This is a genomic window from Stenotrophomonas sp. VV52 (assembly GCF_002893095.1).
In the GTDB taxonomy this organism is placed as follows: domain Bacteria; phylum Pseudomonadota; class Gammaproteobacteria; order Xanthomonadales; family Xanthomonadaceae; genus Stenotrophomonas; species Stenotrophomonas aracearum.
The window spans coordinates 168585-186492 of the sequence record NZ_PKQQ01000006.1 but is presented as its reverse complement, the minus strand read 5'-3'; the positions used below and the strand labels follow the sequence as shown (position 1 = coordinate 186492).

At 67.7% G+C, this 17908-nt stretch carries 6 protein-coding genes; 5 read left to right on the top strand and 1 reads right to left on the bottom strand.

Going from position 1 to position 17908, the window contains the following annotated elements; genetic code table 11:
- The first annotated feature begins 2 nt into the window (after positions 1-2).
- Entirely contained in the window at positions 3-845 is an 843-nt protein-coding gene (locus C2U58_RS11900; RefSeq protein WP_102946048.1) for a response regulator, read from the top strand.
- Positions 842-1576: a uracil-DNA glycosylase gene (ung, locus tag C2U58_RS11895; RefSeq protein ID WP_102946047.1), complete on the top strand. Its 735-nt coding sequence runs from the start codon at positions 842-844 to the stop codon at positions 1574-1576. The genes C2U58_RS11900 and ung overlap by 4 nt, the downstream gene beginning before the upstream one ends.
- Here ung and C2U58_RS11890 read toward each other — a convergent pair.
- Positions 1554-1916, bottom strand: coding sequence for a helix-turn-helix transcriptional regulator (locus tag C2U58_RS11890; RefSeq protein ID WP_102946046.1), 363 nt, complete (start codon positions 1914-1916; stop codon positions 1554-1556). The genes ung and C2U58_RS11890 overlap by 23 nt on opposite strands.
- A gap of 671 nt (positions 1917-2587) precedes the next feature.
- On the opposite strand from C2U58_RS11890, the gene C2U58_RS11885 reads away from it, so the two are divergent.
- The 3 genes from C2U58_RS11885 (at position 2588) to C2U58_RS11875 (ending at position 17904) form a co-directional block, all read left to right on the top strand.
- Entirely contained in the window at positions 2588-4312 is a 1725-nt protein-coding gene (locus C2U58_RS11885; RefSeq protein ID WP_172448133.1) for a DUF11 domain-containing protein, read from the top strand.
- Between the two features lie 130 nt (positions 4313-4442).
- Complete coding sequence (locus C2U58_RS11880) at positions 4443-14276, top strand: Ig-like domain-containing protein (RefSeq protein WP_102946044.1); 9834 nt, start codon at positions 4443-4445, stop codon at positions 14274-14276.
- A gap of 10 nt (positions 14277-14286) precedes the next feature.
- Positions 14287-17904, top strand: coding sequence for a hypothetical protein (locus C2U58_RS11875; RefSeq protein ID WP_216362398.1), 3618 nt, complete (start codon positions 14287-14289; stop codon positions 17902-17904).
- The last annotated feature ends 4 nt before the right edge of the window (positions 17905-17908 follow it).

The following is a 17908-nucleotide window of genomic DNA, read 5'->3' as shown; positions in this document are numbered from 1 at the left end:
GCATGCGTCCGCAAGTATTGAAGCACCTGGTCGATGACGCGCCGCGCGTCATGGTGGTCGATGGTTCCAAGCTGGTCCGCAAGCTCATCGCCGACGTGCTGCAGCGCGAACTGCCGGCCGTGGAAGTGGTGGGCTGCGCCAGCATCGAAGACGCGCGCAAGGCGCTGGAGGCCGGTCCGGTCAACCTGGTCACCACCTCGCTCACGCTCAGCGACGGCGACGGCCTGGCGCTGGCGCGGCTGGTCCGCGAAACCGCCGGCCAGGCCTATGTGCCGGTGATCGTGGTCTCCGGCGACGCCCAGCAGCACCTGGAGCAGCGCCGCTTCACCGACTACGTCACCGACTATTTCGACAAGGCGCTGGGGCATGAGGCGCTGGCGACCTTCATCCGCGGCTATGTGCAGCCGGAAACCATTCCCGGCGCCACCATCCTGTATGTGGAAGACAGCCGCGTGGTCGCCGAGGCGACCAAGCGCATGCTCGAGCGCCAGAGCCTCAACGTGCTGCACGTGATGACCGCCGAAGAGGCCTTCGCGCTGCTGACCGCCGAATCGCTGGGCCGCAGCAGCCACCGCATCGACCTGGTGCTGACCGACGTGACCCTCAAGGGCGAGCTCAGTGGCCTGGATGTGGTCGAGCGCGTGCGCGTGGACTTCGGTTACGGCAAGCGCCGCCTGCCGGTGCTGGTGATGACCGGCGACGGCAATCCGCTGAACCAGTCCAGCCTGCTGCAGGCCGGGGCCAACGACCTGGTGCAGAAGCCGATCGAAGAGCGGCTGCTGGTGACCAAGGTGCTGTTCCAGCTGCGCCTGGCCCGCCTCAACGAAAAACCGATGGTGCGATGAACGACGACGTACAGGCGGGCATCCAGCTCGAACCCAGCTGGAAGGCCCGTATCGGCGATTACCTGCTGCGCCCGGAGATGCGTGAGCTTGCGGCCTACCTGCGCCAACGCAAGGCGGCCGGGGCGCATGTATTCCCGCCAGGCCCGCAGATCTTCGCCGCCTTCGACGCCACCCCGTTCGAGCAGGTGAAGGTGGTCATCCTCGGCCAGGACCCGTACCACGGGGCAGGGCAGGCGCATGGCCTGAGCTTCTCGGTGATGCCCGGCGTACCGGTGCCGCCGTCGCTGCTGAACATGTACAAGGAGCTGGAATCGGACCTGGGCCTGCCGCGTCCGGACCATGGCTGCCTGTTGCCGTGGGCGCAGCGCGGCGTGCTGCTGCTCAATGCGGTGCTGACCGTGGAAGAAGGGCAGGCCGGTGCGCACCAGAAGCGTGGCTGGGAAGGATTCACCGACCACGTGGTGGAGACCCTCAACCGCGAGCGCGAGGGGCTGGTGTTCCTGCTCTGGGGCAGCTACGCGCAACAGAAGGGCAAGGTCATCGACACCGCCCGCCATCGCGTGCTCAAGGCGCCGCATCCGTCGCCGCTGTCGGCGCACCGCGGCTTCCTGGGCTGCGGGCATTTCTCCGCAGCCAATGACTACCTGGAGCGACGCGGCCTGGGCCGCGTCGACTGGTCGCTGCCGCCGCGGGCGGCGCTCGACCCGGCTATACCCCCAGCATCTCGATGATGGCATGGGCCATCCGGCGCTTGCGCGGCGGCAGGCGCCGCACCAGCGACAGGATGTTGCCTTCCAGGTCGTTCTGTACGTAATCCGCATTCGGCTGCACGGTGCCGTGCAGGCCGTCACCATCGGGTTTGGCACATCCCCTTCCGGTTGCCAGCCATTCGAACCTTACGCGGGTGGCGACAGCAATCTGTGCCAGATGCGACACGCTGGGGGTAGTGCCCTCCTTTCGCTCCCACTGCGCGACCGCACTGCGTTTTACACCGGTTTCCAGAGCCAGTTGCGTCTGTGAAAGCCCTGCAGTGGTCCGTGCTGCTCGAATTCGATCCGACATCGACAGCATTGAAATCTCTCCCTTGCGTGTCCTTTCTGCGATGGGTAGTTATCGATACTAACCGGGCAGCGATTCTTTTTTCCGAATGTACAGAATCGCTGTCCGTGTCTGCCGCTCAAGGGTTTCCCATCTTTTCTCCCGTGAACGTCAGTACTGCTAACTGCGGGTCTTCACAAAACCTTGTTTGCGTCAATCCGTTCGCCGACGTAATTAATTGTGAAACCGGCCACACATCGCCGGCAATTCAAAAAACGTCGAAAAAAGCAGGTCTGCATGGATCCCATGGTTGGTTCGCCAACCGTGCGGGAGCAATGCAGCTCGGCGCAGGGGGACGGAAAATGGATAATGTTTCAGGCGTGAATATTGTGTCAGGACGATTCAGGTTTGCGAAATTCGGCCTGCTGTTTGTGATGGTCCTCTCATTATTCGGCGGAGTTTCCTCCGTGAAGGCGCAGGATGCGTGCACGGCCAACGGCGCCTGCGTTTCGGCCGGCCCGCGGCTGGTCCAGGTAAGCAGCGCGGAGAGCCCCGTACTGAATCTGCTGTTTTCCACGCTGCTGCCTGGTACGAATATCAATCTAACAGCGCTCGACTGGAACAGCCTGGCCGCTGCCGATGTAAATCTGAATGCGTTACTTACCCAACTTAATGGGGGAGTTGTCGTAAGTGACCCAAGTCAGGTGCTCAATGCGAACATCACCCTGGCCCAGCTGCAGGCCGCGCTGGTCTCGGTGCTGCAGGCCGACGGCCAGACCGCTGCCGCCAATGCGCTGAACCTGCTCACCCCCTCCATCGGTGGCCTCACCGGCAATATCCGCCTCGCCGACCTGCTGCAGGTGAGCCTGCCGCCCGGATCGCTGGCCAACGTCAACCTGGACGTGCTCGACCTCATCACCGGCGGCGTGCAGCTGTACAACTTCCGCAACGTGGTGACCACGCCCACGCCGGTGACCCTGACTACCGCGCAGCTTGCCCCGCTCGGACTCGGTGGCCTCGCCAACGTCCGCATCTGGGCACAGGTGGTGGAACCGCCCACCTACAACTGCGGCCCGGTCGGCACCGGCTTCCACAGCGCCGCGATCCGCCTGAAGCTCGACTTCGACGTCGCCCAGGGCCTGACCCTCGCGCCGCTCGTGTCCGCGCTCAACGGGCTCAACATCGGCGGCCTGGTCTCGCTGGCCGGCACCAACATCACCGCCTCGCTGTTGCACCTTTCGGTGTATGCCGACATCGCACGTGCCGAAGGCACCATCAACGCCGTCAACCTGGCCAGCAACGCCGTCACCCTGCAGGCGCGCCCGGGCCTGGTCAACCTGTACATCGGCACCATCGCCGACGCGGTGTTCTTCAACCGTACCGCCGTACTGACCCCGGCCAGCGTCACCCCGATCACCGCAACGTCGCTGGCGGTGACGGTGGGCGTCAACCTGCTTGCTGGCCTGAGGGTGGCCGATGTGGACATACCGCTTGCCGTGTCGCTGCGCGCGGTCGCCACCGCGACACCGTCAACGCAGTCCGTGGTGTTCACCGGGCCATTCAAACAGACCCGCACGCTCACAAGCGGGACCGTAAGCGCCACTGCGCTGGTCACCTCCCTGGTCAACTCTTTGGAACTGCAGATCACCAGCGGTACGCCGGTGGTGCGCCTGGTCAACAACCTGATCGTGCTGCCACTGCCGGTAGGCAACATCGTGAACGCCGTCGTGGGCAGCCTGCTCCAGACCCTGCGTCCGGTGGTTACTGCCGTGGTTGCGCCGGTGCTGTCGGCGGTGTTGGGGGGCGTGGTCGACAACCTGCTGGGCCTGCTCGGCATCCGCATCGGCCAAGCCGTGTTTACCGTGGAAAGCATCTCGCAGAGTTGCGCGGCCACCGTGCAGCTGGTCAAGACACTTGCGCCGACCACCGACACCGGGGTGTTCAACCTCAGCGTCGCGCAGGGCGCCACCGTCCTGGTCAGCGTTGCCAACGTCGGCAACAACGGTGCGACCACGGCAGTGGTGACCGCACCCGGCACGATCTACACGCTGGCCGAAACCGCCGGTACCGCAACCGTACTGAGTCGCTACGCCAGCACCTGGGAATGCAAGGACCAGGCGGGCACCACGCTGACCAGCGGCACCGGGCAGAACTTCACCTTCACCTCGCCGGCGTTGTCCGCGCAGCCGCTCAACGTTGTCTGCCGGATCACCAACCGCACGCGACAGGCCGATCTCTCGATCACCAAGTCCGATGGCAGCGGCACCTACACGCCAGGCGGCGCGGCCAGCTACGTCATCACCGTCAGCAATGCGGGGCCCGATGCGGTGACCGCCGCGCAGGTCGCCGACACCCTTCCGGCCGGGGCCACGTTGAGCGCTGCGTGGACCTGGTCAACGGGGGGACGGCAACGATCACGGTGCCGGTGATCTTCAGCGCGGACCCCGCCGCGTACTAGTCGTCTTCATCCGGCGCGCCGCCGCGGTGGCGCGCCGACAGCAACGTCGCAATGCGTAGCGCGTGGGGAGCCCCCTGCGCGGTGCTATCGAGGATACCTGCATGTCGACCGCCAGCGTTCGCCGCTTCCTTGCCGCACTGCTCATGACCCTGGCCACGGCCAGCGTCCACGCACAGGCGTACCGCAACCCGCTGGTGAACAGCGCCACGGTCACCGCGCCGGCCGACATCTCCGACCCCACCCCGGGCAACAACAGCAGCAGCGACAGCAATACGCTTGCCGCCACCGCGCAACTGAGCGTGATCAAGACCATCACCACGCCTGTGCCGGTCGCCGCTGGCGCGCCGGTCCAATACCGTATCGAAGTACGCAATGCGGGACCGTCCCAGGCGGTGGGCGCGACCCTGTCCGATTCGGTGCCGACGCAACTCACCGGCGTCACCTGGACCTGCGCGCCGGTATCGGCAGCCACTACGTGCAGCGCCGCATCGGGCACCGGCAGCATCAACGTCGGTGTCAACGTCGGCGTAGGGGAGGTCCTGGTGGTGCTGGTCAACGGCGCTGCACCCACCGTGACCCCGGCCACGATCTCGGCCAATGCCGCCACCATCACCGCGCCGCCCGGCACCACCGATCCAACCCCGGGCGACAACACCGGGACCACGCCGACCATTCCGGTGCAGGCCGCCGCCATCGTCGCCAACAACGACGATTACAGCGCCACGCCGGTGGCGCCGGGGGCCGGTGGCACCACGCCGCGCGTGTTCGCCAACGATACTCTGGGCGGTGCCGCATTCGCCGATGCAGCCGTGGTCGCGACGCTGACCACGGCGCCTGCGGGCTACGCGATCAACGCCAACGGCACCATCAGCGTGCCGGCCACGGCCGCCGCCGGCCCGGTCGCGCTCACTTATCAGATCTGCGAGGCCGCCTCGCCGAGCAACTGCGCCAGTGCCAACGTCGCGTTGATCGTCAGCCCCAACGCGGTGGACGACAGCGTTGCCGTCCAGGCCGGCCAGGCCGTCAACGCGGACGTCAGCAGCAACGACAACTCCGTTGCCGGCGCCACCTTCGCGCAGGCCGGCGCCGCCCCCACCCAGGGCAGCGTGGTGTTGCAGTCCACCGGTGCATTCACCTACACCGCCAACGCGGGGGCCGCCGGAACCGATACGTTCGCCTACCAGCTGTGCCTGCCCGCGCCCAATGGCAGCGTGTGCGACACCGCCACGGTCACCGTCAACCTCACCGCCAACGTCATCGACGCCGTCAACGATGACTTCAGCACCCCGGCGATCCCGGCGGCGTCAGGTGGCACTACCAGCACCAGCGTACTTGCCAACGACACGTTCAACGCCACCCCTGTGTCGTCCGCCAATCTGACCACCACCCTGATCACGGCACCGGCCGGTTACACCCTGGATGCAGCGGGGCTCATCAGCGTGCCGGCCAATGCCGTGGCCGGTCCGGTCAGCCTGGCCTACCGCATCTGCGTGACTGCCGCACCCACGCTGTGCGACACCGCCAGCGTGCAGCTGGTGGTGGCACCGGATGCGGTCGACGACGCCGTCACCACGCCCGGCGCCGGGCAGCCGGTGTCGGGCAACGTCGGCAGCAACGACAACACCCCCGCCGGCTCGGCATTCACCGCCAGCGGTGCTGCGCCGACCAAGGGCAGCGTCACCGTCAATGCGGAGGGTTCCTTCACCTACACGCCCGCTGCCGGTGCCACCGGAACCGACACGTTTGGATACCAGGTGTGCCTGCCTAGTCCCGCCGGGGTCTGCGACACCGCGCTCGTAACGGTGACCTTGGGCGCGAATGCGCTGATGGCCAACGATGACCTGTTCCCGACGCCGGTGTCGGCGCTGACCGGCGGCAGCACGCCGAGCGTGCTTGGCAACGACACGCTCAACGGCGTCGTGGTCACCCCGGGCACCGTCACCGCCACCCTGCAGGGCGGCGTGGCCGGGTACACGCTGGATGCGTCCACCGGTGTGATCACGGTGGCGGCTGGCGTGCCCGCCGGTGCCACCGCGCTCAGCTACCAGCTGTGCGAAAACGCGGTGCCGGCCAACTGCAGCACCGCCAATGTGCAGGTGCTGGTCAGCCCGCCGGCGCAACCGGATACGTTCAATGTGCAGTCCGGGCAGGCGGTCAACGGCAACGTTGGCACCAACGATGCGCCGCCGGCCGGCGCGGTGTTCGCCGCGCTCACCCAGCCGACCGTGGGCACGCTGGTGTTCAACGACGACGGCACCTTTACCTACACCTCGCCCGCTGGCAGCACCGGCAGCAACAGCTTCACCTACCAGGTCTGCCTGCCTGCGCCGAACTCGGCGGTATGCGCATCCACCACCGCCACGCTGGTGATTGCGGCCAACACGGTCGACGCGGTGGACGACCCGTTCACCGCCCCCGCGATCTCGCCGGTCACCGGCGGCAGCACGCCGTCGGTGCTGGGCAATGACCTGTACAACGGCGCGCCTGCCGCCGCCGCCCAGGTCACGCTGAGCCTGGTCAATGCACCGCCGCCGGGCTACACCATCACCAGTGCTGGCGTGATCAACGTACCTGCAGGTGCCGCTGCAGGCGCGGTGAGTCTCACCTATGAACTGTGCGAAGCGGGTACCACCAGCAACTGCGACACCGCGCAGGTGGCATTGCTGATCGCGCCCGCGGCCGCCAATGACACCTACACCACCCCGGCCGGCCAGCCGCTGCCGGGCGATGTCAGCCTCAACGACAACGCGCCCGCCGGTTCCACCTACAGCGTGCTGACGCCCCCGGCGGCGGGCAGCTTCGTGCTGCAGGCCGATGGCACCTTCGTCTACACCCCGGCCGGCGCCGGTGCGCAGACGCTGCAGTACCAGGTCTGCCTACCCGCACCTGACGCCGGCACCTGCGCTACCGGCACGGTGAACATCACCGTCATTGCCAACACCCTGGATGCGCTGGACGACAACTTCCGTACACCGGCCTTCGCGCCGGGCATCGGTGGCAGTACGCCCAGCGTGCTGGGTAACGACACCTTCAACGGTGCAGCGGCCAATCCACTGCAGGTCACCGTGAACCTGGTCGGCGCGCCGACGGGCTTCAGCATGGATGCGGCCGGTGTGATCAACGTGGCCAGCTTCGCCCCGGCCGGCGCCACTACGCTCACCTACCAGCTGTGCGAACTGGGCTCCACCACCAACTGCGACACCGCTGCGGTGCAGGTGCTGATCGCGCCGGATGCGCTGGACGACAGCGTCGCGGTCACAGGGACCCAGCCGGGCAGCTTCAATCTGGCCGCCAACGACAACGTGCCGGCCGGCGCCACCTTCACCGTGACTCTGGCCCCGACCAAGGGCACCGGCGTGCTCGCGGCCGATGGCACCCTGCAGTACACCGCCACCGCCGGGCAGAGTGGTGCGGACACGCTCACCTACCAGGTCTGCCTGCCAGCACCGGATGGCGCTGTCTGCGACAGCGCGCAGGTGGCGATCAGCATCGCCGCCGCCGCACTGGTCGCGGTCAACGACGATTACAGTGCCAGCCCGATCCCGCCCGCCGGTGGAAGCACGCCCAGCGTGCTGCTCAACGACACCTTCAATGGTGCAGCGATCGTCCCGGGCACCACGCCGGTGACGGCATCGTTGACCACGCTGGTGTCGGGTTACAGCATGGCTGCCAACGGCGTGGTCTCGGTGGCTGCCGGCACCCCGCCGGGCTCGGTCGCGCTGAACTACCAGGTCTGCGAAACCGCGTTGCCCAGCAACTGTGCCGCCGCAACTGCGGTGGTGGTGATGAGCCCGGACGCGGTCAACGACGTGCTGCCGGCCACCGCCGGGGCCACCACCGTGCTCAACGTGCTGGCCAATGACCTTGCGCCGGTATCGCCGGTGGTCACGATCACCGTGGTCCCGGTCGGCGGCACCGCCGTGGTGAACGCCGATGGCAGCCTCAGCTACACCCCCACCGGCCCGTTCGTGGGCCCGGACTCCCTGACCTACCAGCTGTGCCTGCCGGCGCCGCATGGCAGCGTCTGCGATACCGCCACGGTGGCGATCACGGTCAGCGCCACCACGCTCACCGCCGCCAACGACAACTACACCGCCACCCCGATCGCGCCGGCGGCCGGTGGCAGTACCGCCAGCGTGCTGCTCAACGACACGTTCAACGGTGCGGCCATCGTGCCGGGCACCACGCCGGTCACCGCCACGCTGCTCAATGCGGTGCCCGGCTACACCATGGCCCCCACCGGGGTAATCACCGTGGCGGCCGGGACCACGCCTGCAGCGGTGACCCTGGGTTACCAGGTCTGCGAAACCGCTTTGCCGACCAACTGTGCTGCTGCGACGGCGGTGGTCGCGGTCAGCCCGGATGCAGTCGATGACGCGCTGCCGGCCACCGCTGGCACCAGCACCGTGCTCAACGTGCTGGCCAATGACGCGGCGCCGCTCAATCCGGTGGTGAGCATTGTCGGCGCACCGGCCAACGGCACCGCCGTGGCCAATGGCGACGGCAGCATCGGCTACACGCCGAACGGTGCTTACACCGGTGCGGACTCCTTTACCTACCAGCTGTGCCTGCCGGTGCCGGGGGCCGGGGTCTGCGACACCGCCACTGTCGCGGTGACCGTCAGCGCCACCACCCTGACCGCCAGCAACGATGACTTCACCGCCACGCCGATCGCGCCCGCCACGGGTGGCAGCACCCCCAGCGTGCTGCTCAACGACAGCTTCAGCGGTGCGCCCATCGTGCCTGGCACCACGCCCGTTACTGCAACCCTGTCCACGCCGGTCACCGGCTACAGCATGGCGCCCAACGGTGTGATCACCGTGGCGGCCGGCACCACGCCCGCTGCGGTCACCCTGAACTACCAGGTTTGCGAAAACGCAGTCCCGACCAACTGTGCCGGTGCCACCGCCGTGGTCGCGGTCAGCCCGGATGCAGTGGCCGACGCTTTGCCCGCCACTGCCGGCACCACCACCGTACTGAACGTGCTGGCCAATGACACCGCACCGGTCAATCCGACGGTCACGGTTGCGGTGGCGCCCACCAACGGGTCCACCACCGTCAACGGCGACGGCACTATCAGCTATACGCCCACTACCGGTTTCACCGGTCCGGACACCTTCACCTATCAGCTGTGCCTGCCGGCGCCCGGTGCCGCAGTGTGCGACACCGCCACGGTCAACGTGACGGTAGGGACCAGCAGCATCACGGCGACCGCTGACGACTTCACCGGCACGCCCGTTGCACCGGCCGCCGGTGGCACCACCGCCAGCGTGCTGCTCAACGACACCTTCAACGGTGCTCCCATCGTGCCCGGCACCACCGCCGTGAGCGCGACCCTGCTCACCCCGGTGACCGGCTACAGCATGGACGCCAACGGCGTGATCACCGTCGCGCCCGGCACCGTACCCGCTGCAGTCACGCTGAACTACCAGGTCTGCGAGAACGCGGTGCCCACCAACTGTGCCGGGTCCAGCGTGGTCGTTGCGGTCAGTCCCGATGCAGCCGACGATGCCTTGCCGGCCACCACCGGTACCACGACGGTGTTCAACGTACTGGCCAACGACACCGTGCCGACCAATCCGACCGTCACCGTCAGCGTGGCGCCTGGCAACGGCAGTGCCGTGGCCAACCCCGACGGCACGATCAGCTACACCCCCACGCCGGGCTACACCGGTCCGGACACGCTCACCTACCAGGTCTGCCTGCCGGCGCCGGGTGCCGCAGTGTGCGATACCGCCACGCTGACCATCACCGTCAGCGCCACCACGCTGGCCGCCACCGCCGACGACTTCACCGCCGCGCCGATTGCGCCGGCCAGCGGTGGCAGCACCGCCAGCGTCCTGCTCAACGACACCTTCAACGGTGCGCCGATCGTGCCGGGCACCACGCCGGTGGCGGCGTCCCTGGTCACGCCGGTCGCGGGCTACAGCATCGCCCCCGATGGTGTGGTCACGGTTGCAGCCGGTACTTCCCCGGCCGCAACCACGCTCAACTACCAGGTCTGCGAAGTCGCCGTGCCGACCAACTGCGCGCAGTCCACCGCGGTGGTTGCGGTCAGCCCGGTGGTCGTCGATGACACGCTGAACGCCGCGGCCGGTGCCACCACCGTGCTCAGCGTCACCAGCAACGACACCCTGCCGGCCACGCCGACCCTGAGCCTCCCGGTCGCGCCGACCAACGGCACGGCCGTGTTCAACCCCGACGGCACCATCAGCTACACCCCCAACGCCGGCTACACCGGTCCGGACAGCTTCACCTACCAGGCCTGCCTGCCGGCGCCTGCCGCCGCTGTGTGCGATACCGCGACCGTGACCCTCACCATTGCGGCCACCAGTGTCGCCGCGACCAACGACGACTTCACCGCTGCCCCGATTGCACCGTCCACGGGCGGCACTACCGCCAGCGTGCTGCTCAACGACACCTTCAACGGTGCACCGATCGTGCCGGGCACGACGCCGGTGACCGCCACGCTGCTCGCGCCGGTCGCGGGCTACGGCATGGGCGCCAACGGCGTGGTGACGGTTGCGCCGGGTACCACGCCGGCGGCCACCACCCTGGGCTACCAAGTGTGCGAGACCGCCGTGCCGACCAACTGCGCGCAGGCCGCCGCGGTGGTCGCGGTGAGTCCGGTCGCTGCCGATGACACGCTGTCGGCCGGTGCAGGCGCCACCACGGTGCTCAACGTCACCGCCAACGACACGCTGCCGCTCAACCCGGTCATCACCGTTCCGGCGGCGCCGACCAACGGCACCGTCGTGGTCAACGGCGACAACACCATCAGCTACACCCCGAATGCCGGTTTCAGCGGCAGCGATACCTTCACCTACCAGGTGTGCCTGCCTGCCCCGGGCGCCAGTGTCTGCGACACGGCGTCGGTCAGCCTGACCGTGACCGCCACGTCGCTGGCCGCCGTGGGCGACGACTTCAGTGGCACGCCCATTGCACCTGCGGCCGGTGGCAACACGCCCAGCGTGCTGCTCAACGACACCTTCAACGGTGCACCGATCGTGCCGGGGACCACGCCGGTCACCGCCACGCTGGTGACGCCGGTTGCGGGCTACAGCATTGCGTCGACAGGCGTGGTCACGGTGGCGCCGGGGACGCCGCCGTCTGCGGCCACCCTTGCGTACCAGGTGTGTGAAAACGCACAGCCCACCAACTGTGCCCAGGCGACCGCACTGGTGGCGGTGCGTCCGGATGCCATCGATGACAGTCTGGCCGCTGGCGCTGGCACGACCGTGCTCAACGTGGCTGCCAACGACACGCTGCCCGTCAACCCGGTGATCACGGTCCTGGCCCCGCCGAGCAATGGCGTTGCCCTGGTCAACGGCGACAACACCATCAGCTACACGCCCAATGCGGGCTTTACCGGCAACGACAGTTTCACCTATCAGGCGTGCCTGCCCGCACCCAATCTCAATGTGTGCGATACCGCCTCGGTCGCCGTTGCAGTGACTGCCAGCACCCTGGACGCGGTGGATGACACCCTCACCAACGTGCCGGCCACCGGTGCGCTCGGTGTGGTGAACGTGCTGGCCAATGACACCTTCAACGGCGCCGCGCTGGATCCGGCCACGGTGCAGTTGACCCCCAACAACACCACCGCACTGACCATCCAGCCCAACGGCAGCCTGGACGTGGCGGCCGGTACGCCGGGCGTGACCTACACCACGACCTATCGCATCTGCCTGGTGGCGCAACCTGCGGTATGCGACATCGGCACCGTGTCGGTCACCCTGGCCAGCACGCCGGGCCTGCTCGACGCGGTCGATGACACCGTGGCGAACGTACCGGTCACCGGTGCGACCGGTGTAGCCAATGTGTTGACCAACGACACGTACAACAACGCGGCACTCGATCCGACCACCGTGGTGCTGACCCCGGCCAACACGGCGGCGATCACCATCCAGCCCGATGGCCGCGTGGATGTGGCGGCCGGTACGCCTGGCACCACCTACACCACCACCTACCAGATCTGCCTGGTGACGCAGCCGGCGGTGTGCGATGTCGGCACGGTGTCGGTCACCCTTGCCAATGCGGGTGTGGTGGTGGCGGCAGACGACACCGTGCCCGATGCACCTCCGGGCGGCGGCAGTGGCCTGGGCAACGTGCTGGACAACGACACGCTCGATGGTGCGCCGGTGGATCCCTCCTCCGTGGTGCTGACCCCGGTCAACACCCCGGCGCTGACCATCCAGCCCGACGGCAGCGTGACCGTGGCGCCGGGTACCCCGGGAACGACCTACACCACCACCTACCAGATCTGCCTGGTAGCGCAGCCGACCGTGTGCGACACCGGCACGCTGTCGGTGACGCTGGCCGCTGCACCCAACGCAATGCCGGTAGCCAGCGACGACCAGGCGACCACGCCGCAAGGCGTTGCGGTGGACGTCCCGGTGCTGGCCAACGACGTTGCCAATGGCACGCCGATCAATCCGGACGACGTGGTGGTCACCGTCAGCGCCGCGCCCACGATGGGAACGGCCTCGGTGCTTCCGAATGCCCGGTTGCGCTATGTCCCGATGACCAACTTCAGTGGCACGGACAGTTTCACCTACAGCGTCTGCTCGGAAGCCACGCCGGAGAACTGCAGCAGCGCCACGGTGACCGTGCAGACCGGCCCGAACGACGTGGACGTGGTGGATGAGAACATCACCGTGCTCAGCGGTACCACTACCACGGTTCCGTTGCTGGACAACCTGACCACCAGCGGGGCGACCATCAATCCGGCCTCCATGCGCCTGGGTCGTGCCGCGTCCAGCGGCGGTGCCACCTGCGCGAATGGCGACTGCGTCTACACCGCCTTCGTCGGCTACAGCGGGCTGGACAACTTCAGCTACAACATCTGCGACCGTTCGTTGCCCACGCCGGTGTGCGTGGAAGGCTGGGTCAACGTGGTGGTCACCGCCGATACGATCGTGCTGCGGCTGACCAAGCAGGCCACCCAGCGCAGCGTGCAGGTGGGCGATGTGGTGCGCTACGTGGTCACCGTGGAAAACATGGGCGACGTCGACGCGCTGGGCGCAACCCTGTACGACACCCTGCCGAGCGGCTTCACCTTCATCCCGGGCAGCCTCGAGGTCCAGGACGCCGACAACGCGGCCCGCGCCAGCGGCATTGCGCCGCTGCGCATCGACGGGGTGGACATCCCGGCCGGTGGCAGCGCCACGCTGGTGTATTACCTGCGCGTCGGCGCCGGCGTGGGCGTGGGCATCCACACCAACCGCATCACTGCCAACGACGTGCTGGGGACGACCATCAGCAACGTGGCCTCTGCCGATGTCGAGGTGATCGGCGACCCGCTGCTGGACGAAAGCCTGGTCATTGGCAGCGTGTTCGACGACCGCAACGGCAATGGCGCACAGGACCCCGGCGAACGCGGCATACCCGGTGTGCGCGTCGTGTCGGTGGAAGGTCTCGTGATCGAAACCGACGCCTGGGGTCGCTACCACCTGGTCGGCATCAATGGTGGCCAGGCACGCGGACGCAACTTCATCCTCAAGGTCGACCCGACCACGTTGCCGGCCGAGGCGCGCTTCACCACGCGCAATCCGCTGGTACGCCGGATCACCCCGGGGCTGCCGGTGCGCTTCGACTTCGGCGTGGGCATGCCGGACGGACAGCTGGGCGAAGGGCCACCGCAACGTCCTCAACAGGTGCTGGAGGTCGGCGAAGCGTTGTTCGTTCCCGGCCAGGCAACGCTCGGTGCAGCCGCCGAGGCGGTGCTGGCGCATGCCGCAAGCACGCTTCAGGCCCAAGGCGGTGGACGGGTCAACGTCGTGAAGGGGCAGGCGACACCCGCGCTTGCCGGACAGCGCGCGGAGGCACTGCGAAACGCACTGCTGCCGCGCCTGCCTGCGGACGTCGCCGCGCACGTGCAGGTCCAGGTGCAGCCCGCTGCACCGGATCGCCCCGCCACCCGTGCGGACCGCTGAGGAGATGACCATGACCACCCAGACCTCACTCAGCGCCCTGATGCTCCTGCTGGTCCTCTGGCTGCCGGCAGCCCAGGCCGAAGCCCAGGTCCAGCAGCCCCAGCCCGCTCCCGAGGTGCCCGCCACGCTGTGCGGCGTGGACGGCTGCCGGCAGGGCAACGACCTGCTGCTTCAGCTGCATCCCGCCGTTGGGCCGGACGCGCCGGTCGCCGAGGCGCCCGGCTCGGTCACGGCCTCGTCCACCGAGCTGCCGGACGGCGCGGTGGTGTGGGCCACCGAAGACCCCGCCCTGTCCGCGCCGGTGCTCAACGTGCAGACCGGTTCGATGGCGCCGTTCGAGAACGGCCGGTTGACCAAGCCGCTGCGCTTCCATGGTTACAACAACTATTCGTCGTTCATCGAGCGGCTGGAAGTGGTGATCTACCGCGGCAGCGATACCGATCTGGTCACGCCGCTGGCGCGCATCGACATGCCCGTGGACTACGTGGCCAACACCGAGTGGGATGGCCAGCTGCCCGACAACCTCAACCTGCGTGTGGGCGACGACCTGCAGTACATCGCCCGCGCCTACGGCCGCGACGGTTCCTTCGACGAAACCAGCGTGCAGCGCTTCCAGCTGGTGCTGCCCACCGATTACGAGCGCGGCACCCAACTGGTGCGCGACGACGTGCAGCGTTCGCTGGGCCGCGTGCTCAGTGGCGATGACGCGCAGGCGCAGCAGCTCAGCAACGCAATCTACGGTCAGAACGCGCTGCGCCAGCAGAACATCCCGATCTACGGTTCGCGCGTGCGCATCTACGGGCGTGGCCTTAGCCCGAACGCGCGGGTGATGATCAACGGGCAGAGCTTCCCGGTGGACCTGGAGCAGAAGTTCGCCGCCGAGTTCCTGGAGCCGATCGGCCAGCACCGTTACAGCGTGCAGGTGGAGGCCTTGGACGCGCCGACCCTGACCCGCACCCTGGACGTGGACGTGACCGGCAGCTACCGCTTCCTGGTGGCGCTGGCCGACGTGACGCTGTCCAGCAACACCGCCAGCGGCAACCTCGACCCGCTCGCGGCCGATCGCGACCAGGACGACAGCTTCCTCAGCGAGGGCCGGCTGGCGTTCTACCTGAAGAGCAAGTATCGCGGGAAGTACCTGGTCACCGCACAGGCAGACACCTACGACCAGGAGCTGAAGCGCCTGTTCGACGGCTTCCTGGATGCCGACGCGCGCGATGTGTTCCGCCGCCTCGATCCGGACCAGTACTACCCGGTGTACGGCGATGATTCGACTACTTACCGCGACGTGGACACCCAGGGCCGGTTGTACGTGCGCGTGGACTGGGACCAGAACCAGGCGCTGTGGGGCAACTTCGCCACCGGCTTCACCGGCACCGAATATGGGCAGTACGTGCGTTCGCTGTACGGTGCGGCCGTGAGCTGGCGCTCGCGCGCCACCACCCCGCTGGGCGATCCGCGCTCGCTGCTGAAGGCGTTCGGTTCCGAGGCGCAGTCCGCACTGGGCCACAGCGAATTCCTCGGCACCGGCGGGAGCCTTTACTACCTGCGCCATACCGACCTGCTGCCCGGATCGGAGCAGGTGGTGCTGGAAGTACGCGACCGCACCACGGGGCGTACCGAGGTGCGCACCAACCTGACCCGTGGCGTGGATTACGAGATCAACGAGATCCAGGGCCGCCTGTTCCTGACCCGCGAGCTGGCGCAGATCACCCGCGAGAACGTGCGCACGTTGACCCGCGACACCCCGCTGGACGGCTATGACCAGCTGCTGCTGGTGGACTACGAGTACATCCCGCTTGGCTTCAGTACCGACGACGTCAGCGCAGGCGTGCGCGGCAAGCAATGGTTCGGCGATCACGTCGCGCTGGGTGGCACGTACGTCGACGAGAACCGCAGTGGCGACGACTACAGCCTGATGGGCGCCGACCTGACCCTGCAGGCCGGGCGCGGCACCTACCTGAAGCTGGAACAGACCCGCACCGAAGCCACGGCCGCGCCGATCTTCTACTCGGACAACGGCGGCCTGAGCTTCATCCAGCGCAACCCGGTCAGTCCCGACCGCAAGGGCGACGCGCGTGCGGTGGAAGCGCGTGCCAACCTGCGCGAACTGGGCTGGACAGAACAGGACTGGAGCATGGGCGGGTGGTGGCGCGACGTCGATGCGGGGTTCTCGGTCTCGCGCATGGACAGCGGGCTGGCGCTGGAAGAGTACGGGGCGGAGTTCCTTGGCTACTTCACCGACAACCTCAGCCTGTACGGCCGCTACAGCCGTGCCGAGCGGGGCGAGGTGGCGGTGGAGCAGTCGCAGCTGACGCTGGACTGGCGGCTGGGCAACGACGGCCAGCTCGGCGCCGAGTTGCGTCGGGTGCAGGAGGAAAATGCCGGCGTCGATGTGGCCGGTACGCTGGCGGCGTTGAGCTACCGGCAGCGCCTGGGCGCCAAGTGGGAGCTGTACGGGGTAGGGCAGCTGACCGTGGACGACGACGGCGGCGCCTATGAAGACAACAACCTGGCCACGCTGGGCGCGCGCTACCTGTTCGGAAACCGCTCCAGCCTGGGTGCGGAAGTCAGCAGCGGCAGCCGCGGCGAAGGCGCCAAGCTCGAAGGCGAATACTGGATGACGCCCGAGCACAGCTTCTACGGCAACTACACCTACAGCACCGACCGGACCACTACCGACCCGCTGTACAACGACACCGGGCTGCAGTCGGGGTGGACGCTGGGCCAGCGCTGGCGGCTGAGCAACCAGGTCAACGTGTTCAACGAAAGCCAGTACCTCAAGGACCGCCGTGACGAGAGTGCGGGGCTGGTCAACACCTTCGGCATGGATTTCTATCCGTCGCAGGGCTGGACGCTGGGCTTCAGCGTGATGGATGGCAACCTGGACGCCACCACCGGCCGGGTCGACCGCCGCGCGTACAGCGTCAACGGCGGGCGTACCGACGCCAACACGCAGTGGACCAGCAAGCTGGAGTATCGCCGCGATGAAGGCGCCGAAGAGCGCCGCCAGTGGGTGACCACCAACCGGCTGCTGTACAAGGTCAACGAAGACTGGCGCATCGCCCTGCGCGCCAACTATGCCGACACCGACGATGCGCGCAACCCGCTGGCCGACGCGAAACTGGTCGAGTCCAACCTGGGCTTTGCGTGGCGCCCGCACGACAACACGCGCTGGGCGGCGTTCGGCAAGTACACCTATCTGTATGACGTGGCGTCGCTGGGCCAGGAAGGCGGCAACGTGTACGACCAGAAGTCGCGGATCGTGTCGTTTGAAGGGGTGATGCAGCTGACCGACCGCTGGGAGCTGGCGGCCAAGCTGGCCGGTCGCTGGGGCGACTATCGTACCGGGCGTGGCGAGGGCGCGTGGCTGGACAGTCGGGTCAACTTCTCGGCCCTGCAGCTGCGCTACCGGTTGTTCGCGCAGTGGGAGGCGATGGGCGAGTACCGCTGGCTGGACGTGCGCGAGGGGGGCGACAGGAAGGGCTGGCTGGTGGGGGTGGACCGGCAGGTGGGGCAGAACTTCAAGGTTGGAGCCGGGTACAACTTCACGGAGTTCAGTGATGACCTGACCGAGCTGCGGTATGAGAGCAAGGGCTTCTTCCTGAACCTTTCGGGGTATTACTGAGGGT

Coding starts and splice junctions, on each gene's coding strand:
- C2U58_RS11900 (WP_102946048.1), top strand. CDS start 3: ATGCGTCCGCAAGTATTGAAGCACCTGGTCGATGACGCGCCGCGCGTC.
- ung (WP_102946047.1), top strand. CDS start 842: ATGAACGACGACGTACAGGCGGGCATCCAGCTCGAACCCAGCTGGAAG.
- C2U58_RS11890 (WP_102946046.1), bottom strand. CDS start 1,916: ATGCTGTCGATGTCGGATCGAATTCGAGCAGCACGGACCACTGCAGGG.
- C2U58_RS11880 (WP_102946044.1), top strand. CDS start 4,443: ATGTCGACCGCCAGCGTTCGCCGCTTCCTTGCCGCACTGCTCATGACC.
- C2U58_RS11875 (WP_216362398.1), top strand. CDS start 14,287: ATGACCACCCAGACCTCACTCAGCGCCCTGATGCTCCTGCTGGTCCTC.